The sequence below is a fragment of the Marichromatium sp. AB31 genome, from assembly GCF_003718685.1.
Lineage (GTDB): Bacteria > Pseudomonadota > Gammaproteobacteria > Chromatiales > Chromatiaceae > Marichromatium > Marichromatium gracile.
Genome location: NZ_RHFI01000004.1, coordinates 1 through 19,208, shown reverse-complemented (window position 1 = coordinate 19,208; position 19,208 = coordinate 1). Strand labels below are relative to the sequence as shown.

Here is a 19,208-nt window from a genome sequence, read left to right as displayed (position 1 = left end):
GGGAGACAAGGGAGTTGGTCGGGTGCGCCTATGATAGGGGATGCGGACATCTTCGTGCCGGAGATCGCGCCTCGATCGACGTGCGCGCCAGCGTGACGTATGGTCCCCGCGCAGGCGAGAAGCGGGACGCTTTCTGTGAGCGAATTGAGGAGCAAGCATGCCAAACGAAAACAGTCGACTGCTGCTGGAGATCGACGCCGCGATCCGCGAGATCAACCGCCGCCACATCAATCCGGCGATCTCGGCGCTGACCCTGAGCGATCTCAATCCGGTGATCGAGATGGTGGCGCGTGCGCGCGCGAGCTATCTGCAGGCGCTGTTCGAGATCGCCACCAAGAGTAACGGTGAGCTGCCGGGCAAGGAGGCGGTGGCGCGGCTGCATGCGCTGCGGATGCGCTACGAGGAGCTGGTCAAGGGCATGCAGGCGCTGGAGACGGCGGTCGAGCGCGAGTATCTGGATGTGCGCAAGCGCTGATCCAGGGCCCGCCGCCGGCGCTGGCGTCAGCCGTGGAGTTCGCGCAGGAAGGTCTCGGGCGGCTGCACCTTGAGCGCGCTGCCGGGGAAGTCCTCGGGGTTGGCGGTGATCAGGTAGTCGAGTCCCTGGGCGCGGGCGCACTCGTGGGTCAGGGCATCGTCGAGATAGTCCCAACCGAGCTCCATGGCCGCGTCGACGATGCCGGCGTCGACCGGGGCGATCTCGAAGAGCGCGCGCAGCCGGTCGAGCGCGCCGCGCGCCTGGCGCTGGCCCTGGGTGCGGGAGAGGAAGTCGTGCAGTGCGTCGATCGCGCTGGCGCAGATATAGCCGCGTACGCGTCCATCAGTGACCAGGCCGAAGGCCGCGCGTGCGGGGCCGTTGCGGGAGTCCTCCGCGGCCATGGCCGCGGTCAGCACGGTGACGTCGAAGAGCGCCTTGGGGGTGTCGGACATCGTTCGTTCCCTGTGGTATTCGCCTGTCATGGCCGGCGAGCGGTGGGTATGCCGAGCGGATGCCCGGTGTCGCGGTCCATGCCGGAGCGCCCCGCATCTGTCGATGCGGGGCTATCAATCAGGAAACCCTTATAAGTCAAGACTCATCGGTGTGACAAGCGTCACATTTCGTGGCCGGATGAGTGGTCAGCGCGTCGTCTCCGCCCCGCTCTCCACCGGCAATGGCTCGACCGCCCAGATCCGCTCGGCATATTCGCGGATGGCGCGGTCGGAGGAGAAGCGGCCCATGCGCGCGACGTTGAGGATCGACATCCGCGTCCAGCGTGCGGGGTCGCGGTAGGCGCTGCTGACATGCTCCTGGGCCTCCACATAGGCGCGATAGTCGGCCAGCACCATGAAGGGGTCGTGGTTGACCAGCTGGTCGGTGAGCGGGCGAAACAGGCTGGTGTCGCCGTGCGAGAACAGCCCCGAGTTGATCAGGTCGATATCGGCGCGTAGTTCCGGGTCGTTGCGATAGTACTCCCAGGGGTGGTAACCCTCGGCCTGGCGGTGCGCCACGGTCTCGGCGTCCATGCCGAAGAGGAAGAAGTTGTCCTCGCCGACGGCGCGACGGATCTCGATGTTGGCGCCGTCGAGGGTGCCGATGGTCAGTGCCCCGTTCATCGAGAACTTCATGTTGCCCGTCCCCGAGGCCTCCTTGCCGGCGAGCGAGATCTGCTCGGAGAGGTCGGCGGCGGGGTAGAGTCGCTGACCGTTCTTGACGTTGAAGTCGGGCATGAAGGCGACGCGGATGGTGCCGTTGACCTCGGGGTCGTGGTTGATCACCTCGGCCACGGCGTTGACCAGCTTGATCAGCAGCTTGGCGGCGAAGTAGCCGGGTGCGGCCTTGCCGCCGAAGATGAAGGCGCGCGGCACCAGGTTGTGATCGGGGTCCTGCTTGATGCGCTGGTAGGTGCGGATGATGTGCAGCACGTTGAGGTGCTGGCGCTTGTACTCGTGGATGCGCTTGGCCTGGACGTCGAAGAGCTGCACCGGGTCGAGGTCGACCCCGGTGCGCGCGGCCATCCAGTCGGCCAGATCGCGCTTGGCGGCGGTCTTGATCTCGCGCCAGCGGGCCTGGAAGGTGGGGTCGTCGGCGTATTCCTCGAGTCGGCGCAGCTGCTCGAGGTCGCGCGCCCAGCCGGTGTTGCCGCAGACCTCGCTGATCAGCCGCCCCAGCCGCGGGTTGCTGACCATGATGAAACGTCGCGGCGAGACCCCGTTGGTGACGTTGGTGAAGCGCTCGGGCCAGAGGTCGTGGAAGTCGCGCAGGATGGTGGTGCGCACCAGCTCCGAGTGCAGCTCCGCCACCCCGTTGACCTGATGGCTGCCGACCACCGCGAGGTGCGCCATGCGCACTCGGCGCTCGCCGTCCTCGCCGATCAACGACATCCGCGCCACCCGCGCGTCGTCGGCGAAGAAGCGCACCCGCACCTGATCGAGAAAGCGCTGATTGATCTCGTAGATGATCTCCAGATGGCGCGGCAGCAGCCGTTCGAGCAGTGCCACCGGCCAGGTCTCGAGGGCCTCGGGCAGCAGGGTGTGGTTGGTGTAGCAGAAGGTGCGGTGAGTGATCCCCCAGGCCTGCTCCCAGTCCATCCCGTGCTCGTCGAGCAACAGCCGCATCAGCTCGGCGATGGCCAGCGCCGGGTGGGTGTCGTTGAGCTGGGCGACGAACTTCTGATCGAACTGCTCGATCGGTCCGACGGTGTTGAGGTGCAGCCGGATCATGTCCTGGATCGAGCAGGAGACGAAGAAGTATTGCTGCTTGAGCCGCAACTCCTTGCCCGCCTCGGGCTCGTCGTTGGGGTAGAGGATCTTGGAGATGGTCTCGGCCTCGATCTTGGCGTGCACCGCGCCGTAGTAGTCGCCGATGTTGAAGGCCTGGAAGTCGAGCGACTCGGCCGCCTCCGATTTCCACAGCCGCAACAGGTTCACGTTGTCGGTACCGAAGCCGAGGATCGGGGTGTCGTAGGCGACGCCCTGGATCACCATCGCCGGTACCCAGCGGGTGCGCCACTGGTCATCGGCGTCGCGATAGCGCTCGGTGTGCCCGCCGTAGCAGACCGGGAAGCAGATCTTCGGCCGCGGGATCTCCCAGGGGTTGCCGTTGCGCAGCCAGTTGTCGCTGACCTCGACCTGCCAGCCGTCCTCGATGCGCTGGTCGAAGATGCCGAACTCGTAGCGGATGCCATAGCCGATGGCGGGGATGCGCAGGGTCGCGAGCGAGTCCATGAAGCAGGCGGCCAGCCGCCCCAGCCCACCATTGCCGAGTCCCGGCTCCTCCTCCTCCTCGAGTACCGCGGTGAAGTCGAGTTCGAGTTCCTCGGCCGCCTCGCGCGCCGCCTGGGTGATGCCGAGGTTGATCAGCGTCTTGGCCAGGTGCGGACCGAGCAGGTACTCGGCCGAGAGGTAGCAGACGGTGCGCGCATGGCTCGACTTGAACAGCTGCGCCGAACGCACCCAGCGCTCGAGCAGTCGGTCGCGCGCGGTGTAGGCCGCGGCCATGTAGAGGTCATGGGGGGTGGCGACCTCGCGAAAGCGTCCCTGGATGAAGAACAGGTTGTCGATATAGGCCTGTTTCAGCGCCTCCTTCGACATCCCGGTGCGGGTCGGCTCGCGGGGCTCGCAGGGTGACTCGGGTCGTTGCGCCTTGCTCATCGGTGACGCCTCAGTGTGGGGAGAGGGGAGATGCGTCGGGGCGGGGCGCGTGAACGCGCCCCGGTCGGATCAGATCAATAGGGCCAAGTCCAGTCGTCGACCTCGGGCTTGTCGACGCCGTGCTCGAAGGCGTAGTTGCGACACTCGATCTGCATGTCGCGCAGCCGCTCCTTGACGTGGGCGCCGGCCACCTGCAGCCGCGGTACCCGATCGATGGCGTCGATGGCGAGGCTGAAGCGGTCGATCTCGTTGTTGATCGCCAGCTCCAGCGGGGTGTTGATGTTGCCCTTCTCCTTGTAGCCGCGCACGTGCAGGTTCCTGTGGTTGGTGCGACGGTAGGCGAGACGGTGGATCAGCCAGGGATAGCCGTGGAAGTTGAAGATCACCGGCCGATCCTTGGTGAACAGGCTGTCGAAATCGGCGTCGTTGAGCCCGTGGGGGTGTTCGCCGGCCGGTTGCAGACGGAACAGGTCGACGACGTTGATGAAGCGGATGCGGATGTCGGCGAAGTGCTCGCGCAGCAGCGCGGTGGCCGCCAGCGCCTCCTTGGTGGGGATGTCGCCGCAGCCGACCATCACCAGGTCGGGTTCGCCGCCCTGGTCGTTGCTCGCCCACTCCCAGATGCCGATGCCCTTGGTGCAGTGCTTGATGGCCGCGTCCATGTCCAGGTACTGCAGATGGTTCTGCTTGTCGGCGACAATCACGTTGATGTCGTCGCGGCTGCGCAGGCAGTGGTCGACGGTCGAGAGCAGGGTGTTGACGTCCGGGGGCAGGTAGATCCGCGTGACCTCGGGGTTCTTGTTGACCACCACGTCGAGGAAGCCCGGGTCCTGGTGGGTGAAGCCGTTGTGGTCCTGGCGCCAGACGGTGGAGGTGATCAGCAGGTTGAGCGAGGAGACACGGGCGCGCCAGGGGATGTCCTCGCAGATCGACAGCCACTTGGCATGCTGGTTGTACATGCTGTCGATGACGTGGACGAAGGCCTCGTAGGTGGCGAAGAAACCGTGCCGCCCGGTGAGGATATAGCCCTCGTACCAACCCTCGAGGGTGTGCTCCGAGAGCATCTCCAGCACCCGGCCATCGGGTGAGAGTTCACCGCCGTCGGCGTCCTCCTCGCGGTAGTCGCACAGCCACAGCTTCTTGCTCACCTCGTAGATGGCGTCGAGCTTGTTGGAGGTGTTCTCGTCCGGGCCGAAGACACGGAAATTGTCGGTGTTGCGCGCCATCACGTCGCGCAGCATCGCCCCCAGGGGACGGGTGTTCATCGCCCGCTCGGTGGCCGGACGGCTGATCGGCTGGGCGTAGTCGCGGAAGTCGGGCAGGCGCAGTGCACGTCGCAGCAGGCCGCCGTTGGCATGGGGGCTGGCGCTCATGCGCATCTCGCCCCGGGGCGCGAGTGCCTTGAGCTCGGGGCGCAGCCGGCCCTGCTCGTCGAACAGCTCCTCGGGTTGGTAGCTGCGCATCCACGCCTCGAGCTGTTCGAGATGGGCGGGATTGCCGTGCATCCCCGAGAGCGGCACCTGATGGGCGCGCCAGAAACCCTCGACGCGCTTGCCGTCGACCGTCTTCGGACCGGTCCAGCCCTTGGGGGTGCGCAGCACGATCATCGGCCAGTGGCAGCGGTTGGCCTGGCCGCTCTCGCGTGCCTGCTGCTGGAAGCCGCGGATCTCGGCGAGGCAGCGATCGAGCGTCTCGGCCATGCGCTGATGCATCTCCATCGGGTCGTCGCCCTCGACGAAGTGCGGGGTCCAGCCGTAGCCGCGCATCAGGTTGCTCAGTTCCTCGTTGGGGATGCGCGAGAGCAGGGTGGGGTTGTTGATCTTGTAGCCGTTGAGATGAAGGATCGGCAGCACCGCGCCGTCGCGGATCGGGTTGAGATACTTGCTCGAGTGCCAGGAGGTGGCCAGCGGCCCGGTCTCGGCCTCGCCGTCGCCGACGGCGACCGCCACCAACAGATCCGGGTTGTCGAAGGCCGCGCCGAAGGCGTGCGAGATCGAGTAGCCGAGTTCGCCGCCCTCGTGGATCGAGCCGGGGGTCTCGGGCGTGCAGTGCGAGCCGATGCCGCCGGGGAAGGAGAACTGCTTGAAGAAGGCGCGCAGACCTTCCTCATCCTCGCTCTTGTTGGGATAGACCTCGGAGTAGGTGCCCTCGAGATAGACCGGGGCGAGCACCCCGGGGGCGCCGTGACCCGGGCCGGCGAGAAAGATGGCGCGCTGGTCGTAGGCATTGATGATGCGGTTGAGATGGACGTACATGAACGACAGTCCGGGACTCGCGCCCCAATGACCGAGCAGGCGCTGCTTGAGATGTTCCTCGCGCAGCGGTTCGCGCAGCAGCGGGTTGTCCCGCAGATAGATCATGCCGACGGCCAGGTAGTTGCAGGCGCGCCAGTAGGCGTCGATCCGCTTCAAAAGCTCTGGGGACAGGTTCGCGTCAGGATGCGCGACGGGGGTGACCATTGCAGACTCCTCAATCGGTGATTGCGTGAGTTCAGGTGATCACGATAGTCGATGGTCGGGGGGAAGGCCAGACAGGATGGCCGAGTGGGGTCAGGTGGGTGCGTGATGGCGCCATGGCGCCGCGACATCACCGGGCCTCGTCAAGGTCATATGGCAATGCGCTGAATATTAAGTTTTTATGGCATCGCCATCCGGGCGTGTGAGCGGTATCGGCTCGGTCAGTGACGCAGCGGCGAGAGCGCCGTGACCATCAGGGTACGAATGCGCGCGCGCGTACGCTCCTGCCAGCAGCGCCACACGTCGGCCATGATCCAGCGCGCCGCCCTGAGCTTGAGGTGGCACAGCGGGCAGTCGGCACGCGAGCGCCGGCGCTGTACGCGCTGGGGGTGCGCCCTGTTCCACTTTGGCGTTTTTCGTATAGGATGGACCAGAGGAGCGGCCGCCGGAGGACGCGATTGATGGATCAATGGAGTCAGTGTCGAGAGGATGGTGCTCGCCGCCAGTGGCTGGGACGCGTGATGCCGCACCACCAGGCTGGCGCAGGCCGGGTTGCTGCGTACGCCCTCCACCCCGGGCAGGGCGCGCAGCGCCTTGACCAGCGCCGTCGCCGCAGCGGGTTCGGCGAGCAGCAGCGGCACGCGCAGCCGCACGCGCCCCGGCACCTGATGACAGATCGAGATCGGGGGCAGCTGCCCCTGGCGTGCTGCGGGTACGGACGGCATCGCTGGTTCCTCCGGGGGATACTCCAACCATCTCCAGACCCTCCGAGTCTAACCGCGCCCCGCTCTCTATGCAAACGTAAATCGTTATTGTTTACGACGGGCGGCTGCGTTAACTTTACCCTCCAGTCGGGACCGTCCGCCGTGGCAGTGCGGTGCCCCCACCGCTGCGGTCTCGATCGAGCGGTCCGTGCATCGCGAGGTCGAGGACGACGATGAGCACCGTCTCGAGTGCGGTGCCGCAACCCATCCATCCAAGCGGAGTCACCATGAGCGAACACAAGTCAGAGGCGCAGGCGCGACCGGATATGCCCGGAGGCGGCCAGGAGGGCGCGCAGGCCTGGCAGGCCGAGGGCTGCGACAGCGCTGCGGGCCAGGGTGTCCAGGGCGCCGGCGTACCCTGGTCGGCGCAGGGCCAGGAGCCTGGCATGGGCATGCACCCCGGCCAGCAGCAGGCCCCGCAGCCGGCCTGGGGCGCGCCGTCGCCGGGCGTTGCCGCGGCCCAGCCCCAGGGACCACAGACCGCGCAGGGTGGATATGGGCCTCAGGCCGGTGGCCAGCCGCAATGGATGCCGGGGATGATGCCGCCGCAGCAGCCGTATCCGGGACAGCCGTACCCGGGGGCGCAGCCGCCGCAGTACGGCTATCAGCCCGGTGGCATGCCGCCTGGGGCCATGCCCTATCAGGGCGCGCCGTACCAGGGTGGGCAGCCCGAGTGGGCCGGTCATGGCGCGGCGCCGGGTGGTTATCCCCCGGGGGCCGGTGCGCACCAGGGGTTCGGTGCCCAGCACGGCGCCGGCGCCGGGGTGGCGGAACTGGTCGATGAGCTGGCCAATGGTGGCAACGGACTCAACAGCCTCTCCAAGCTGATCGACTTCAATGACACCGACTTCTGGAAGGGCGCGCTGCTCGGTGCCGCCGCCGTGTTGGTGTTCACCAACGGCTCGGTCCAGCGCACCCTCTTCGGTGGCGACAAGGGTCAGGGTGGTGGCGAGGAGCAGAAGGCATGAGCCAGCCTCCCGTTTTCTGGCCGGGCACGGCGCCCACGGCCCCGGCGATCAGCAGCGATTGCGGGTCGTTGGTGCGGCTCGCCACCCTCGGTGCGGTGATCGGCGGCAGTCTCGCCGCGGCCCGTCAGGTCGATCGCATCCAGGCCGGCGAGCAGCTTCCCAACCTGGCCCTGGTCGAGACCGGCAAGAGCGCGGTGGCCGCGGGTGTGGCCACCGCTGCGGCCGGCGCCGTGGCCTCCACCGTCGCCGATCAGGGGGCGCTGCGGCTCGGGCTGATGTTCCTGGCCGGGTCGGCGGTCTTCTACGGGCTGCGTCAATGGACCGATGGGGATATGCATGACTGATCAACGTCAACGTCATCAGCACGGGGTCACGAAGAACATCGCCGAGGGCATCGGCGGTTTGATCACCGGCGCGGCACTGGTGATGTTGCTGCGTGGCCTGGTCAAGGCGCGCGGCAACCGGCAACCGGCACCGAACAACGCACGACCGACCACAGGAGACTCGGCATGAGCAATCAATACGGCTATCCAGGGCAGGGCGCCCAGGGCCAACCGGGGGGTGCCCCCCAGGGACAGGCCCAGGGTGGGCAGTATCAGCAGTATCACCAGGGCCAGGGTGCGGCTCTTCCGCCTCAGGGACAGGCCTATTACTACCAGGGCTATCATGCGCCCATGGCGATGCAGCAGCCCCAGTGGAACCCCCAGAACCAGCAGGGCACGCTGGCGACGCTGTCGCGTGACCGCTTCCTCAAGGGGCTGGTGATCGGCGCCGCTGCGACCTATCTGCTCACCAACGAGCAGGTGCAGCGCACCGCGATCAACGGCATGGTACGCGCCTGGGCGATGGTCCAGGGCGGGGTCGAGGAGATCAAGGAGCGTTTCGGCGACGCCGAGGCCGAGCTGCGGCACGCCTCGCAGCGTCAGGATCCCTGAGCGTCACCCTCTCCCCCAGCCCACGTGGGGGGCGGGTGCGTCCGCCCGCCCACGCCCAGTTCAGGACCCTGATCTCGTGACCCCTTCCTTGCCCGCGCTGCGCTATCGCGTCGTTCACCAGCTGCCCGGTCGGTTGCGGCTGCGTCTCCCCGCCCTCGGCGCCCCCGGTTATGCACCGGACACCCTTGAACTCTGGCTCGATGCCCTGCCCGAGGTGCGCGAGGTGCGTACCGGGGTGGCGACGGGTTCGCTGGTGATCGAGTTCACGCCTACGCCCGAGGCGCGCGCTCGCGTCATCGAGCGGCTGCGCGCCTATGTGCCCCATGTCGGTCACGACGCGCTGCCGGTGTCCGCCGGCGAGCCGGACTCGGGGCTGGCGCCGGTGGCGACCTCGTTGTTGGCGCTGGCGCTGCTGCCGCTGTTGCCGCCGGGCTGGCGGTTGGCGCTGGCGGTGACCAGTGCCGCGCCGACGCTGGCGCGCGGGGTCGACACCTTGGTCAACGAAGGGGTCAAGGTCGAGGTGCTCGATGCCGTGGCGGTAGGGCTCTCGGCGGCGCGTGGCGAGGTCTATGCCGCCACCGTCACCGACCTGCTGCTGCGTCTCGGCGCCTATCTCGAGGAGCGCACCGCGCGTCGCTCCGATCGCATGCTGGCGCGGCTGCTGCGCCCGGACCCCGCGCCGGCCTGGGTCGAGCGCGACGGTGAGCTGGTGCGCGTGCCCGGCGATCAGGTCGAGGTCGGCGAGATCGTTCAGGTCGGGCCGGGGGAGCGCATCGCGGTCGACGGTCGGGTGATCGATGGGGTGGCGCTGGTCGATCAGTCGGCGGTCACCGGCGAGGACGTGCCGGTGCGCAAGTCGGTCTATCGGCGGGTGATCTGCGGCTCGGTGCTGGTCGAGGGGCGGCTGCGCATCGAGGCCACCCAGGTCGGCGCCGAGACCACCTCGGCGCGGGTGGCGCGCTTCATCGGCGATGCGCTCACCAAGCGCTCGGTCACCCAGAGCGAGGCCGACCGGCTCGCCGATCAGCGCGTGGCGCTGACCCTGGGCACGGGGGCGGCGGTCTATGCCGCCACCCGCGACCTGCGTCGGGTGCAGTCGGTGTTCCTGGTCGATTATGCCTGCGCGCTCAAGCTCGGCACCCCGGTGGCGATCAAGTCGGGGATGGCGCGTGCGGCGGGCAATGGGGTGCTGATGCGTGGTGGCGAGGCGATCGAGCAGCTCGCCGGGGTCGATACGCTGGTGTTCGACAAGACCGGCACCCTGACCCACAGCGAGCTGGCGGTCACCGATGTCGAGGTGCTCGCCACCCACCCGGGTTGCGACGAGTGTGACCTGCTCGCGCTGGTCGCCTCGATCGAGGAGCACGCCTCGCACCCGATCGCCAGCGCCGTGGTCGACGCTGCACAGGCGCGCGGACTCGAGCACATCAGCCACGGCGAGGTCGATTATCTGGTCGCCCACGGGCTCTCGGCCGATGTCGCCGGGGGGCGGATCATGATCGGCAGCCGTCACTATCTCGAGGAGCACGAGGGCATCGACTTCTCGCCCTTCGAGCCGCGTATCTCGAGCTTCCACGACGCCGGCAAGATCCTGCTCTTCGTCGCCAACCGCGAGGGCCCGGTCGGGCTGATCGCGCTGCGCGACACGCTGCGCCCCGAGACCCCGGAGACGCTGGCGCGGCTGCGTGCGCTCGGCATCGAGCGGCTGGTGATGATCAGCGGCGACCGCCGCAGCAAGGCCGAGGCGTTGGGTCGCGAGCTCGGTTTCGACGCGGTGCACGCCGAGGTCGCGCCCGAGGACAAGGCGGCGATCCTGATGCGCCTGCAGGATGCCGGGGCCAAGGTCGCCTTCGTCGGCGACGGGGTCAACGACGGTCCGGCGCTCGCTGCCGCCGATGTCGGCATCGCCATGCCGCGCGGTGCCGATATCGCCCGCGCCACGGCCGACATCCTGCTCACCGACGATCGGCTCGATGCGGTGGCCGACGCGCGCGCCCTGGCGCTCAGCACCATGCGATTGATCCGCAACAACTTCCGCGCCGCCGTCGGCATCAACACCGCGATCCTGGTCGGCGCGGCGAGCGGTCGGGTCTCGCCCCTGGCCAGCGCGGTGCTGCACAACGGCACCACCCTGGCGGTGCTGCTCAACGCCCTGCGCGGGGTGGACTTCGATGGTGCCGAGGAGCGTCGTCTCGCGCCGCCGGTCGACGACTGAGAGCGGGGTCAGCCGCGCTGCAGGTGTGCGCGTACCGGCGCGCCGAAGAAGGCCAGCACGGTGAGATCCTCCTCGATGTCGAAGAAGGCATGGCTGCAGGCGGCGTGCACGTACATCAGCGTGCCCTTCTCGACCAGCCGCACGCTGTCGCCGACCCGCAGTTGCGCGCGTCCCTCGAGCACCAGATAGAGCTCGTCCTCCTCATGGGCGCTGGCCATGTCCTTGGAGCCTGCCGGGAGGTGATAGACCGAGCAGGAGAGCGACGGGGTGCGCAGGAATTCCTTGAAGGCGACACCGTTGCGATCGACGCTCGAGACCAGGTCGTCGAGCTGGAAGAGGAGCCAGTCTGCTTCTTTCATGAAATCGTTCTAACGCTCCGCGAGCTTGAGGTGGAAGAGGGCGGGCCGATCCCGCTGATTCGATCGAAAATAGCAAGGTTGTCGGCAAGAAACAAACGCGCACAACCCTTGCTTAATGCCTGATCGAGAACTATTATCGATAACCGTTCGCGTTTGCGATGGCGTCGGGACGACGACACTCCGACAGGCCGTTGCAGGAGCGCAGCGACGACGCGAAACGGCACGGATTCGGTTGTTCCCGGGCCGGTGGGCGCCGGCGACAGGCCAGGCACATCGATGACCTTCCAGCGACGAGAGTACCGAGGGTTCCATGAGTCACTACATCCATCATGTTCCAGGGCGACTGCGTATCCGCTCGGCGGCACTGCGCTGTCGCTCGCTGCTCGACGGCGAGGCGCAGCGTGAGCTGCAGGCGCTCGAGGGGGTGACCGAGGTGCGCTTCAATCCGCGCGCATCGAGCCTGACCCTGCTCTATGATCCGGCACGCATCGGTCGTGCCCAGCTGCTCGAGGCCCTCGAGCGTCATGGCTGTGTCGAGATCGACTCACGCTCCGGTGAGCTGGCGACCAGGGCCGGCACCCTGTTCGGCAAGGCGCTCGTCGGCGCCTTCGTCAACAAGGCGGTGGAGCGCTCGGCCTACAAGCTGGTGAGCGTGCTGCTCTGATCGCCGCCCCCATCCCGTCCCCGCCGGTCTCGCAATAGCGGCGGGACGGGATGCGGGCGATCGCCTTCGACCCGCGCCATCGCGTCCGGTTCCGGCGCGCCTGACTCAAGGCGCCTGCAGGGGGCGTGCGAGCAGGTCGTCGATCTCGGCATAGGGGATCAGCACCCGTTGTGCGCCGGCGGCATAGGCGGCGACCGCATAGGGCGGGAAGATCACCGTGAGCCCATCGGGGCCGGGCAGCAACAGTTGATAGTTCTCCGCCACCGGCGCGGTGCCCTGGTTGACCCAGTCGGCATCGGCACCGAGCAGGTCGCGTCCGGCGAGTGCCGCGCGGCTGAGTCGGGCGAGCCGCGCGAGCCAGTCGCTGTCGGCGCGGAAGAGTTCCGCCGGGTCGAGCGCGCGGGCCTCGGACAGATCAAGCAGCAGCGGCGCGAACAGCGGCATGCCGTGCGCCCCGCCGTAATAGGCATAGCCCTCGAACGCGACGACCTGCAGGGTGTCGGTGCGGTGGCCGGCCTCGCCCTCGAGCGCGAACGACCATGCCGGTCCGAGCGGCGGCTCGGGATCGGCCAGGAGCTCCTCGGTGCTGGCGAGGAAGGCATCGACCTGATCCTGGACGAATGCACGCACCGCGCGGTTGATCGTCTCCGGCGCTCCGGCGAACACCGGATAACTGGCCTCGAGCTGGTAGTGCGGGCCGGTGCGGGTGAGCCGTGCCCGTGGTGGTGCGAGCGCTTCGATGCGCTGCAGATACTGCGCTCGCAGACAGTCTCGATCCGGGCCGCAGCGGTTGCGCGCGGCGAGCCAGCTGCGCTGGGTCTGGCGCAATGCCTCGCGCTCGGCGGGCGCGAGCCGCTCGCGCGCGGCGCGATAGAGTTCGGCGAGCCGGGCGTCGAGCGCGTCGAGCTCGGCGTCGGCGCAGATGCTGTGCTCGATCGGGGTCGAGGCGCGCTCGCAGTCGAACCCGGCGCCGGCAGCGAGTGTCGGCAGGAGCGCGACACCGAGCAGCGCGGCGGTGCAATGACGCGTCACATCCATTCGATCGTCCTTTATTTCAGTGTGTCGAGCGTCTCGCGCGCCCAGTCGATGGCCTGAATATAGCGGGTCGAGAGCGCCTCGGCGGTGACCGCGAGGTCGTCGGGCAAGGGGGTGTCGGGTTGCTCGAATCCCTCGATGATCTCCAGCGCCAGCCCCATGATCCCCTCATGATTGAACAGGGCCGCGCGCAGCTCCGGTCCCAGTCGCACCTGCTCCACCATCTCCTCGAGCGCGACGCCGAGGAAGCGCTCGACCGCCGAGAGCAGCCCCAGGGTGAAGTAGCGCTGGGGTGCATCACCGGGTGCGAGCACGGGTGCGAGCAACTCGCCCATGCGTGCGCGTATCAGGATCTGCTCGATCGCCACCGGCGAGCCCTGGGTGCGGCGCAGCGTGAGCAGCAGCGCCCAGTGACGAATGGTGTCGCGCCCGAGCACGATGATCGCGTGCTCGACCGATTCGATCGGCTCGCGGCGACGGAAGCGGGGGCTGTTGGCGAGCCTGAGGATCTCCAGGCTGAGCGCCGCGTCGCTGGTGATGCTGCGGTTGATCTCGGCCACCGTGGTATCGGGGCGCTGCAGGGTCTCGATCAGGCGCAGCAGCGCGAGCGCCGCGCCGGCCATGCGCTGCCCCTCGATTACGTTGGGGTAGGAGAGATAGAAACCCTGGTAATAATCGAAGCCCAGCGCCCGGCAGCGGGCGAGCGTGGTCTCGTCCTCGATCTTCTCGGCGATCAGGGTGAGCCCGTGGGCGGCGAGCCGGGCGCACTGCGCCTCGAGCTCCGGTGCCGCGGTGGCGCGGGCGTCGAGCTTGACCAGATCGACGGCCTCGAGCGCGTGCGCCGGCAGCGCGCCCGCGCCCGTGCACTGCAGCGCGACCCTGAAGCCCTGGTCCCTGAGCAGACGGATGGCGGCCAGGGTCTGGGGACCGATCCCGGCGCTGACCGACAATTCGAGTACGGTGCGCTCGGCGGGCAGGGCGGCGATCACCTCGCGCCCGATGAAGCGCGGCGAGAGGTTGATGAAGGCGAGCCGGTCACCGACCAGGTTCTCGACGCCGATGTCGACGAAGACGGTACGCAGCAGCTCGGTGGTGGCGCGGTCGCTGTCGTCGATCGCGGCCCTGTCGGTGTGTCCGGCGCGAAACAGCAGCTCGAAGCCGACGATCCCCGCGCTGGCGTCGAAGATCGGCTGGCGACCGACGAAGACCGGGCGCATGGCGCCCGCGCTCTGGAGCGATGTGGGCATCAGGGCGCCTCGCGCAGCGCGCCGAGCGCACGCAGCTCGTCCAGGGTGGCGTTGGCCAGTGGGCGTAATTGCGCGCGGGCCGCGGCGATCGTCTCGGGCTCGCCGGCGCGCGCGGCCTGTTCGAGCGCGCCGGCCGCGCTGGCCAGCATGGTCGCGCCGATGTTGCCGGCGCTGCCCTTGAGGGCATGGGCCAGCGCCCCGCACTCGCTCGGTGAGGCCTGCTCCAGGCGCTCGAGCTGGACGGGGAGCTGTTGGGCGAAGGCGAGCATGATGGCGTCGAGCTCCTCGTCGAGCAGGTCGCGCAGCTCGGCGATCGTCTCGGGGTCGACATGGTGCATGATGATCACCTCGGGCTTGTGGCTGCTGACTGGGTGCCGTTCGAGCCGCGACGGTTTGTATCGGTTGCTCCTGCCTCAACCTTAGATCGCGGGCCATCGGGAGATGGAGGACTAGATGGGGACGCAGGGGGCGGATACGCAGGGGACGGGTGCGCTCGGGCGGGTGTTGGTCGTCGATGACGATGCCCCGACCCGGGGGCTGATCTGTGGCGCGTTGCGCCGCCAGGGGTTCGCCGTCGAGGCCGCCGCCGATGGCGCCCAGGCGCTCGAGTGCTTTGCCCGCATTCAGCCCGATCTGGTGCTGCTCGATGTCTGCATGCCGGGGATTGACGGGCTCGAGGTCTGCCGGCGGATCCGCGCGCTCGAGGTCGAGATCGCCACGCCGGTGATCATGGTCACCGGGGCCGACGAGGTCGAGACCATCGAGGCGGCGCTGGAGGCCGGCGCCACCGATTTCATGGTCAAGCCGATCAACTGGTCGCTGCTGAGCCAGCGGGTCCGTTATGCGCTGCACGCCGGCGCACTCAACCTGCAGGTGCGGCGCAATCGTCAGCACGAGCGGGTGGCGCGCGGCATCGCGCGGCTGACCTTCTGGCAATGGTCGCTGGAGGATGATGCGCTGTCCTGGTCCGATGACGCGGCCGTGTTGCTCGGGGTCGATGCCGGTGCGCTCGAGCGGGTGTCCTCGGTGCTGGCGCTGGTCCACCCCGCCGATCGCCCCCGGCTCGAGCGGATGATGCAGGTGGCGCGCGTCGGCAAGGGCTCCTTCGAGATCGAGTTCCGGCTGTGCGGCGACAATGGCGAGCGGCTGCTGCGGGTGGTCGGCGAGCACTCCGAGCACGACGCCGAGCGGGTGTTGGGCGTGCTCCAGGACGTGACCGAGATGCGCCGCACCGAGGATTTGGTCGACTATCTGTCGCTGCACGACGAGTTGACCGGGCTGGCTAATCGACGGCTGTTCCTGCGCCAGATCGAGGAGGCGCTGCGCCGGGCGGTGGTGACGGGTTCGGTGTTGCTGGTCGGCTGGATCGATGTGGTCGAGTTCCATCGTCACAACGACGCCCTGGGCGAGCCTGCGGGCGATCTGCTGCTGGGTAGCCTGGCGCAGCGGCTCGAACAGTCCGGCGGGTCGTCGGAGCTTGCGGCCAGGCTTGGTGGCGACGAGTTCGGGGTGCTGCTCTGCGGGGCCGATCTGCCGAGGTTGCAGGCGCGCTTCGCCCGTCTGTTGCATGCGCTGGGGCGGCCTTATCCGATCGATGGGCGCGAGCTGGTGCTCACCCTGAGCGGTGGATTCTGCTGTCATCCAGGTCACGGCGACGACGCCAAGCAGCTGCTCGCGCTCGCCGAGCAGGCGCAGCGTCTGGCGCGGCTGCGTGGCACGCTGAGCGAGGAGGCGCCCTCGGCGCCACGGTTGCGTCAGGGGTTGGCCGAGGCGCTGGAGCTGGAGCAGGCGTTGCACGGCGCGCTCGAGCGCGAGGAGTTCCATCTTCACTACCAACCGCAGCTCGATCTCGAGTCGGGGCAGATCGTCGCGGTCGAGGCGTTGCTGCGCTGGCGCCATCCACGCTGGGGCGATCTCTCGCCGGCGCGCTTCGTGCCGCTGCTCGAGTCGCTCGGGTTGATCCGGCCGGTCGGCGCCTGGGTGCTGGAGCAGGCCTGTCGTCAGTGTGTCGCCTGGGAGGGGACGGGCCTGGGGGTCGCGGTCAACCTCTCGGCGCGTCAGTTCCTCGACCCCGGGCTGTTCACGCTGATCGAGCGGGTGCTCGGCGACACTGGCGTCGACCCCGGTCGTATCGAACTCGAGATCACCGAGCGCCTGGCGATGCAGGAGCCGGAGGCCGCCGTCGAGCTGCTCGGTCGCTGTCGCGCGCTCGGGCTCAAGGTCGCGATCGACGACTTCGGCATCGGTTACTCGTCGCTCGAGTATCTGCAGCACTTCCCGCTCGATGTGCTCAAGATCGACCGCGCCTTCGTCGCCACCGTCACCCGGGGACGGCGGGCGCGGGCGATCGTGCGCGCGGTCACGGTGATGGGGCAGAGCCTGGGGCTGACGGTGATCGCCGAGGGGGTCGAGACCCAGCGTCAGTGCGACTTCGTCGAGGCGCTCGGGGTCGATCAGGTGCAGGGCTATCTGATCGGACGACCGATGGCGCCACCTTCGCTCGAAGCGCTGCTGCGCGCCTTCGTGCCGCCCGGCGGAGCGCTGTGATGGCGACCTCCCCGAACGACGAGACCGAGGTGCTCTACGCGCTCGCGGTGGCCATCGGTGAAAGCGTCGATCTCGAGCCCATGGTGCGCCGCTTCCTGGTCAGCATGATGCGCCTGCTCGAGGGCAGCGGCGCAGCGGTGCTCCAGCTCGAAGAGGTCTCGTCGACGGCGCCGCCGCTGAGCTGCATGCTGCCGCGCAACCTCGCGCGCAACCCCTGCTATGCCGCTTTCTGGGAGCGCTGGACGCCACAGGGGCTGTATCAGGCATTGCGCCAGCAGCCCGGTGGCCTGCCGCTGGTGGCGGTCGATTCGCGCTGTGCACTCCATGCCTTCCGTCTCGAGGGGTTCGGGGTGCTGCTGTTGCTGCGCGGGGCCGATGTCGGCATGCTCTCGACCCGTTTCCAGCGGGCCTTCGTGCCGCTGGTGCGTCGTCTCGCCAATGCCGCACGCGGTTGTCTGTTCGAGACCGAGCTGCGTCATCAGCGCGCGCGCCTGGAGCTGGCGGCGGCCACCGCCGGGCTCGGGGTGTGGGAGTGGCACCCGCAAGGGGACCGACTCGATTGGGATGCGCGCATGCTGGCCCTGCATGGTCTCGACGCGGTCGAGTTCGATGGCCGGGTAGAGACCTGGCTGCGCCGTCTCCACCCGGATGACCGCGCGCGGATGGAGACGGCGTTGCGCGCCTCGTTCGACGAGGCGCGCGACCTCGAGGCCGAGTTCAGGGTGCTGCTGCCCGGCGGCGAGCTGCGTCATCATCGCGTTCAGGCCACCCCCTGCGATCAGGGCGACGGTCGGGCGCCGCGCATGACCGGGGTCGCTATGGACATCACCGCGTGGAAGCGGGTCGAGGCCGAGCTGCGCGAGGCACGCGACATGGCCGAGTCGGCCAACGCGGCGAAGAGTCGCTTCATCGCCAACATGAGCCATGAGATCCGCACCCCGATGAACGGCATCATCGGGATGACCGAGCTGGCCCTCGAGACCGACCTGGATCCGACCCAGCGCGACTATCTCACCATCGTGCGCGCCTCGGCCGGGACCCTGCTGGCGCTGCTCAACGACCTGCTCGACTTCGCCAAGATCGAGGCCGGCCGGGTCGAGCTCGAGCACATCCCCTTCGATCTTGCCGAACTCCTTGCCGGGGCCCTCAAGCCGCTCGGCACACGGGCCGCCGCCAAGGGGGTCGAGCTGGTCCTGGAGCTTGCCCCGACGCTGCCCCGGCGGCGCCTCGGCGATCCGGCGCGGTTGCGCCAGGTGCTGGTCAATCTCTGCGACAACGCGATCAAGTTCACCGCCGCCGGCGAGATCCGGGTCACCCTGGAGCGCCTCTCCTCCGGCCAGGGCGAGTGGGTCGCGCTCGCGGTGGCCGATACCGGGGTCGGCATCCACCCCGACCAGCTCGAGGGGATCTTCGAGGTCTTCGGTCAGGCCGATGTCTCGATCACCCGCCGCTTCGGCGGTACCGGGCTGGGGTTGAGCATCATCTCGCGTCTGGTGGAACTGATGGGGGGGCGGATCACGGTCGACAGCGAGCCGGGTCGGGGGAGCCGTTTCACCGTCGAGTTGCCGTTGTCGCTCGACGAGACCTTCGTCGCCGGAGCCGAGACCGAGGCGTCTCGGTCTCGAGGGTGGGCACTGGTGGTCGAGCCGCACCCGCGTGCGCGCCTCACCCTGGTCGACTGGCTCGAGCGGCTGGGGTTGCGTGTGGTGAGTGCCGCTGCGGTCGAGGCCGAGATGCGCGCCCGCGATGCGCGGCCGTTGACCCTGGCGCTGATCGCCGCGCGCGACGGTGGCGTGGCCCTGGCCGAGCGGCTGGTCGAGGCCGGGCTGGTCGAACGTGAGCGGTTGGCGCTGCTCTCCTATGGGCTGCAGGGCGAGGAGGCGCGACGCTGTGCCGCCGCGGGCTTTGCGGTGCTGACCAAACCGGTGAGTCCGGGCGAGGTCGCCGGCTTGCTGCGGGCGTTGGATGGGCCGCGCCCGGCGCCCTCGGGCGCGCCCGGCGGTACGGCGCTGCTCGCTGGGGTGCGGGTGCTGCTGGTCGAGGACAATGTGATCAATCAACGTCTGGCGCGGGCATTGCTGGAGCGCTGGGGGTGTGTGGTCACGCTGGCCGAGCACGGTGCCGAGGCGCTCGAGCGCTTTGCGCCCGGACGTTTCGAGCTGGTGTTGATGGACATGCAGATGCCGGTGCTCGACGGGCTCGCGGCGACGCGCGCGATCCGCGCGCGCGAGTCCGGTGCCGGGCAGCGGGTCGCGATCGTGGCGATGACCGCCAATGCCATGGCGAGCGATCGTGAGGCCTGTCTGGCGGCGGGGATGGATGACCATGTGCCCAAGCCGCTGCGACCGCGCCAGCTGCTCGCGACCCTGCGCGAGCAGCTGCTCGCGGGTG

General features: G+C 68.7%; 17 protein-coding genes. 9 read left to right on the top strand and 8 right to left on the bottom strand.

Translation table 11 applies throughout. The features are described from left to right. The first annotated feature begins 157 nt into the window (after nt 1-157). Nucleotides 158-475 carry a hypothetical protein gene (locus tag EBL84_RS04760; RefSeq protein ID WP_123139777.1) on the top strand — a complete coding sequence of 106 codons (318 nt, stop codon included), beginning with the start codon at nt 158-160 and terminating at the stop codon, nt 473-475. A gap of 26 nt (nt 476-501) precedes the next feature. Here the strand turns inward: EBL84_RS04760 and EBL84_RS04755 are convergent, their stop codons facing one another. The 4 genes from EBL84_RS04755 to EBL84_RS16865 all read right to left on the bottom strand — a co-directional run bounded on the left by EBL84_RS04755 (nt 502) and on the right by EBL84_RS16865 (nt 6,808). Further along, entirely contained in the window at nt 502-927 is a 426-nt protein-coding gene (locus EBL84_RS04755) for a PIN domain-containing protein (RefSeq protein ID WP_123139776.1), read from the bottom strand. Nucleotides 928-1,113: 186 nt separating this feature from the next. Next, nucleotides 1,114-3,627, bottom strand: coding sequence for a glycogen/starch/alpha-glucan phosphorylase (locus EBL84_RS04750; protein WP_123139775.1), 2,514 nt, complete (start codon nt 3,625-3,627; stop codon nt 1,114-1,116). A gap of 74 nt (nt 3,628-3,701) precedes the next feature. Next, nucleotides 3,702-6,086 (bottom strand): phosphoketolase, encoded by a 2,385-nt coding sequence (locus EBL84_RS04745; protein WP_123139774.1) that lies wholly within the window; start codon nt 6,084-6,086, stop codon nt 3,702-3,704. Between the two features lie 218 nt (nt 6,087-6,304). Then, nucleotides 6,305-6,808 carry an HMA2 domain-containing protein gene (locus EBL84_RS16865; protein WP_148040265.1) on the bottom strand — a complete coding sequence of 168 codons (504 nt, stop codon included), beginning with the start codon at nt 6,806-6,808 and terminating at the stop codon, nt 6,305-6,307. Between the two features lie 266 nt (nt 6,809-7,074). Here EBL84_RS16865 and EBL84_RS16860 point away from each other — a divergent pair, with 266 nt between their 5' ends. From EBL84_RS16860 to EBL84_RS04715, 5 genes are all read left to right on the top strand, one after another. Beyond that, nucleotides 7,075-7,815 (top strand): hypothetical protein, encoded by a 741-nt coding sequence (locus EBL84_RS16860; protein WP_148040264.1) that lies wholly within the window; start codon nt 7,075-7,077, stop codon nt 7,813-7,815. After that, nucleotides 7,812-8,159 (top strand): magnetosome protein MamC, encoded by a 348-nt coding sequence (locus EBL84_RS04730; RefSeq protein ID WP_132230531.1) that lies wholly within the window; start codon nt 7,812-7,814, stop codon nt 8,157-8,159. The genes EBL84_RS16860 and EBL84_RS04730 overlap by 4 nt, the downstream gene beginning before the upstream one ends. Beyond that, a complete protein-coding gene (locus EBL84_RS04725; RefSeq protein WP_062276597.1) occupies nt 8,152-8,328 on the top strand; it encodes a hypothetical protein in 177 nt (58 codons plus the stop codon). The genes EBL84_RS04730 and EBL84_RS04725 overlap by 8 nt, the downstream gene beginning before the upstream one ends. Then, on the top strand, nt 8,325-8,750 hold the full coding sequence (locus EBL84_RS04720; RefSeq protein ID WP_123139771.1) for a hypothetical protein: 426 nt from the start codon (nt 8,325-8,327) through the stop codon (nt 8,748-8,750). The genes EBL84_RS04725 and EBL84_RS04720 overlap by 4 nt, the downstream gene beginning before the upstream one ends. Before the next feature lie 76 nt (nt 8,751-8,826). Further along, entirely contained in the window at nt 8,827-10,965 is a 2,139-nt protein-coding gene (locus tag EBL84_RS04715; protein ID WP_123139770.1) for a heavy metal translocating P-type ATPase, read from the top strand. Nucleotides 10,966-10,973: 8 nt separating this feature from the next. On the opposite strand, the gene EBL84_RS04710 is transcribed toward EBL84_RS04715, so the two are convergent. Next, a complete protein-coding gene (locus tag EBL84_RS04710; RefSeq protein WP_005220313.1) occupies nt 10,974-11,324 on the bottom strand; it encodes a cupin domain-containing protein in 351 nt (116 codons plus the stop codon). Nucleotides 11,325-11,634: 310 nt separating this feature from the next. Between EBL84_RS04710 and EBL84_RS04705 the strand changes: the two genes are divergently transcribed. After that, the gene (locus EBL84_RS04705) at nt 11,635-11,988 is read left to right on the top strand and encodes an HMA2 domain-containing protein (protein WP_123139769.1); all 354 of its coding nucleotides are present in this window, start codon (nt 11,635-11,637) and stop codon (nt 11,986-11,988) included. Nucleotides 11,989-12,093: 105 nt separating this feature from the next. On the opposite strand, the gene EBL84_RS04700 is transcribed toward EBL84_RS04705, so the two are convergent. The 3 genes from EBL84_RS04700 to EBL84_RS04690 are packed head-to-tail and all read right to left on the bottom strand — an operon-like array spanning nt 12,094 to nt 14,608. Then, nucleotides 12,094-13,026 (bottom strand): DUF3298 domain-containing protein, encoded by a 933-nt coding sequence (locus EBL84_RS04700; RefSeq protein ID WP_123139768.1) that lies wholly within the window; start codon nt 13,024-13,026, stop codon nt 12,094-12,096. Nucleotides 13,027-13,037: 11 nt separating this feature from the next. Further along, nucleotides 13,038-14,270, bottom strand: coding sequence for an EAL and HDOD domain-containing protein (locus EBL84_RS04695; protein WP_123139767.1), 1,233 nt, complete (start codon nt 14,268-14,270; stop codon nt 13,038-13,040). After that, the gene (locus EBL84_RS04690; protein ID WP_123139900.1) at nt 14,270-14,608 is read right to left on the bottom strand and encodes an Hpt domain-containing protein; all 339 of its coding nucleotides are present in this window, start codon (nt 14,606-14,608) and stop codon (nt 14,270-14,272) included. The genes EBL84_RS04695 and EBL84_RS04690 overlap by 1 nt, the downstream gene beginning before the upstream one ends. 115 nt (nt 14,609-14,723) lie before the next feature. Here EBL84_RS04690 and EBL84_RS04685 point away from each other — a divergent pair, with 115 nt between their 5' ends. Both EBL84_RS04685 and EBL84_RS04680 read left to right on the top strand, forming a co-directional pair. After that, the gene (locus EBL84_RS04685; RefSeq protein ID WP_123139766.1) at nt 14,724-16,817 is read left to right on the top strand and encodes a bifunctional diguanylate cyclase/phosphodiesterase; all 2,094 of its coding nucleotides are present in this window, start codon (nt 14,724-14,726) and stop codon (nt 16,815-16,817) included. Next, the coding region (locus EBL84_RS04680) for an ATP-binding protein (protein WP_123139765.1) at nt 16,817-19,208 on the top strand (2,392 nt) is incomplete at its 3' end. The genes EBL84_RS04685 and EBL84_RS04680, both read left to right, overlap by 1 nt.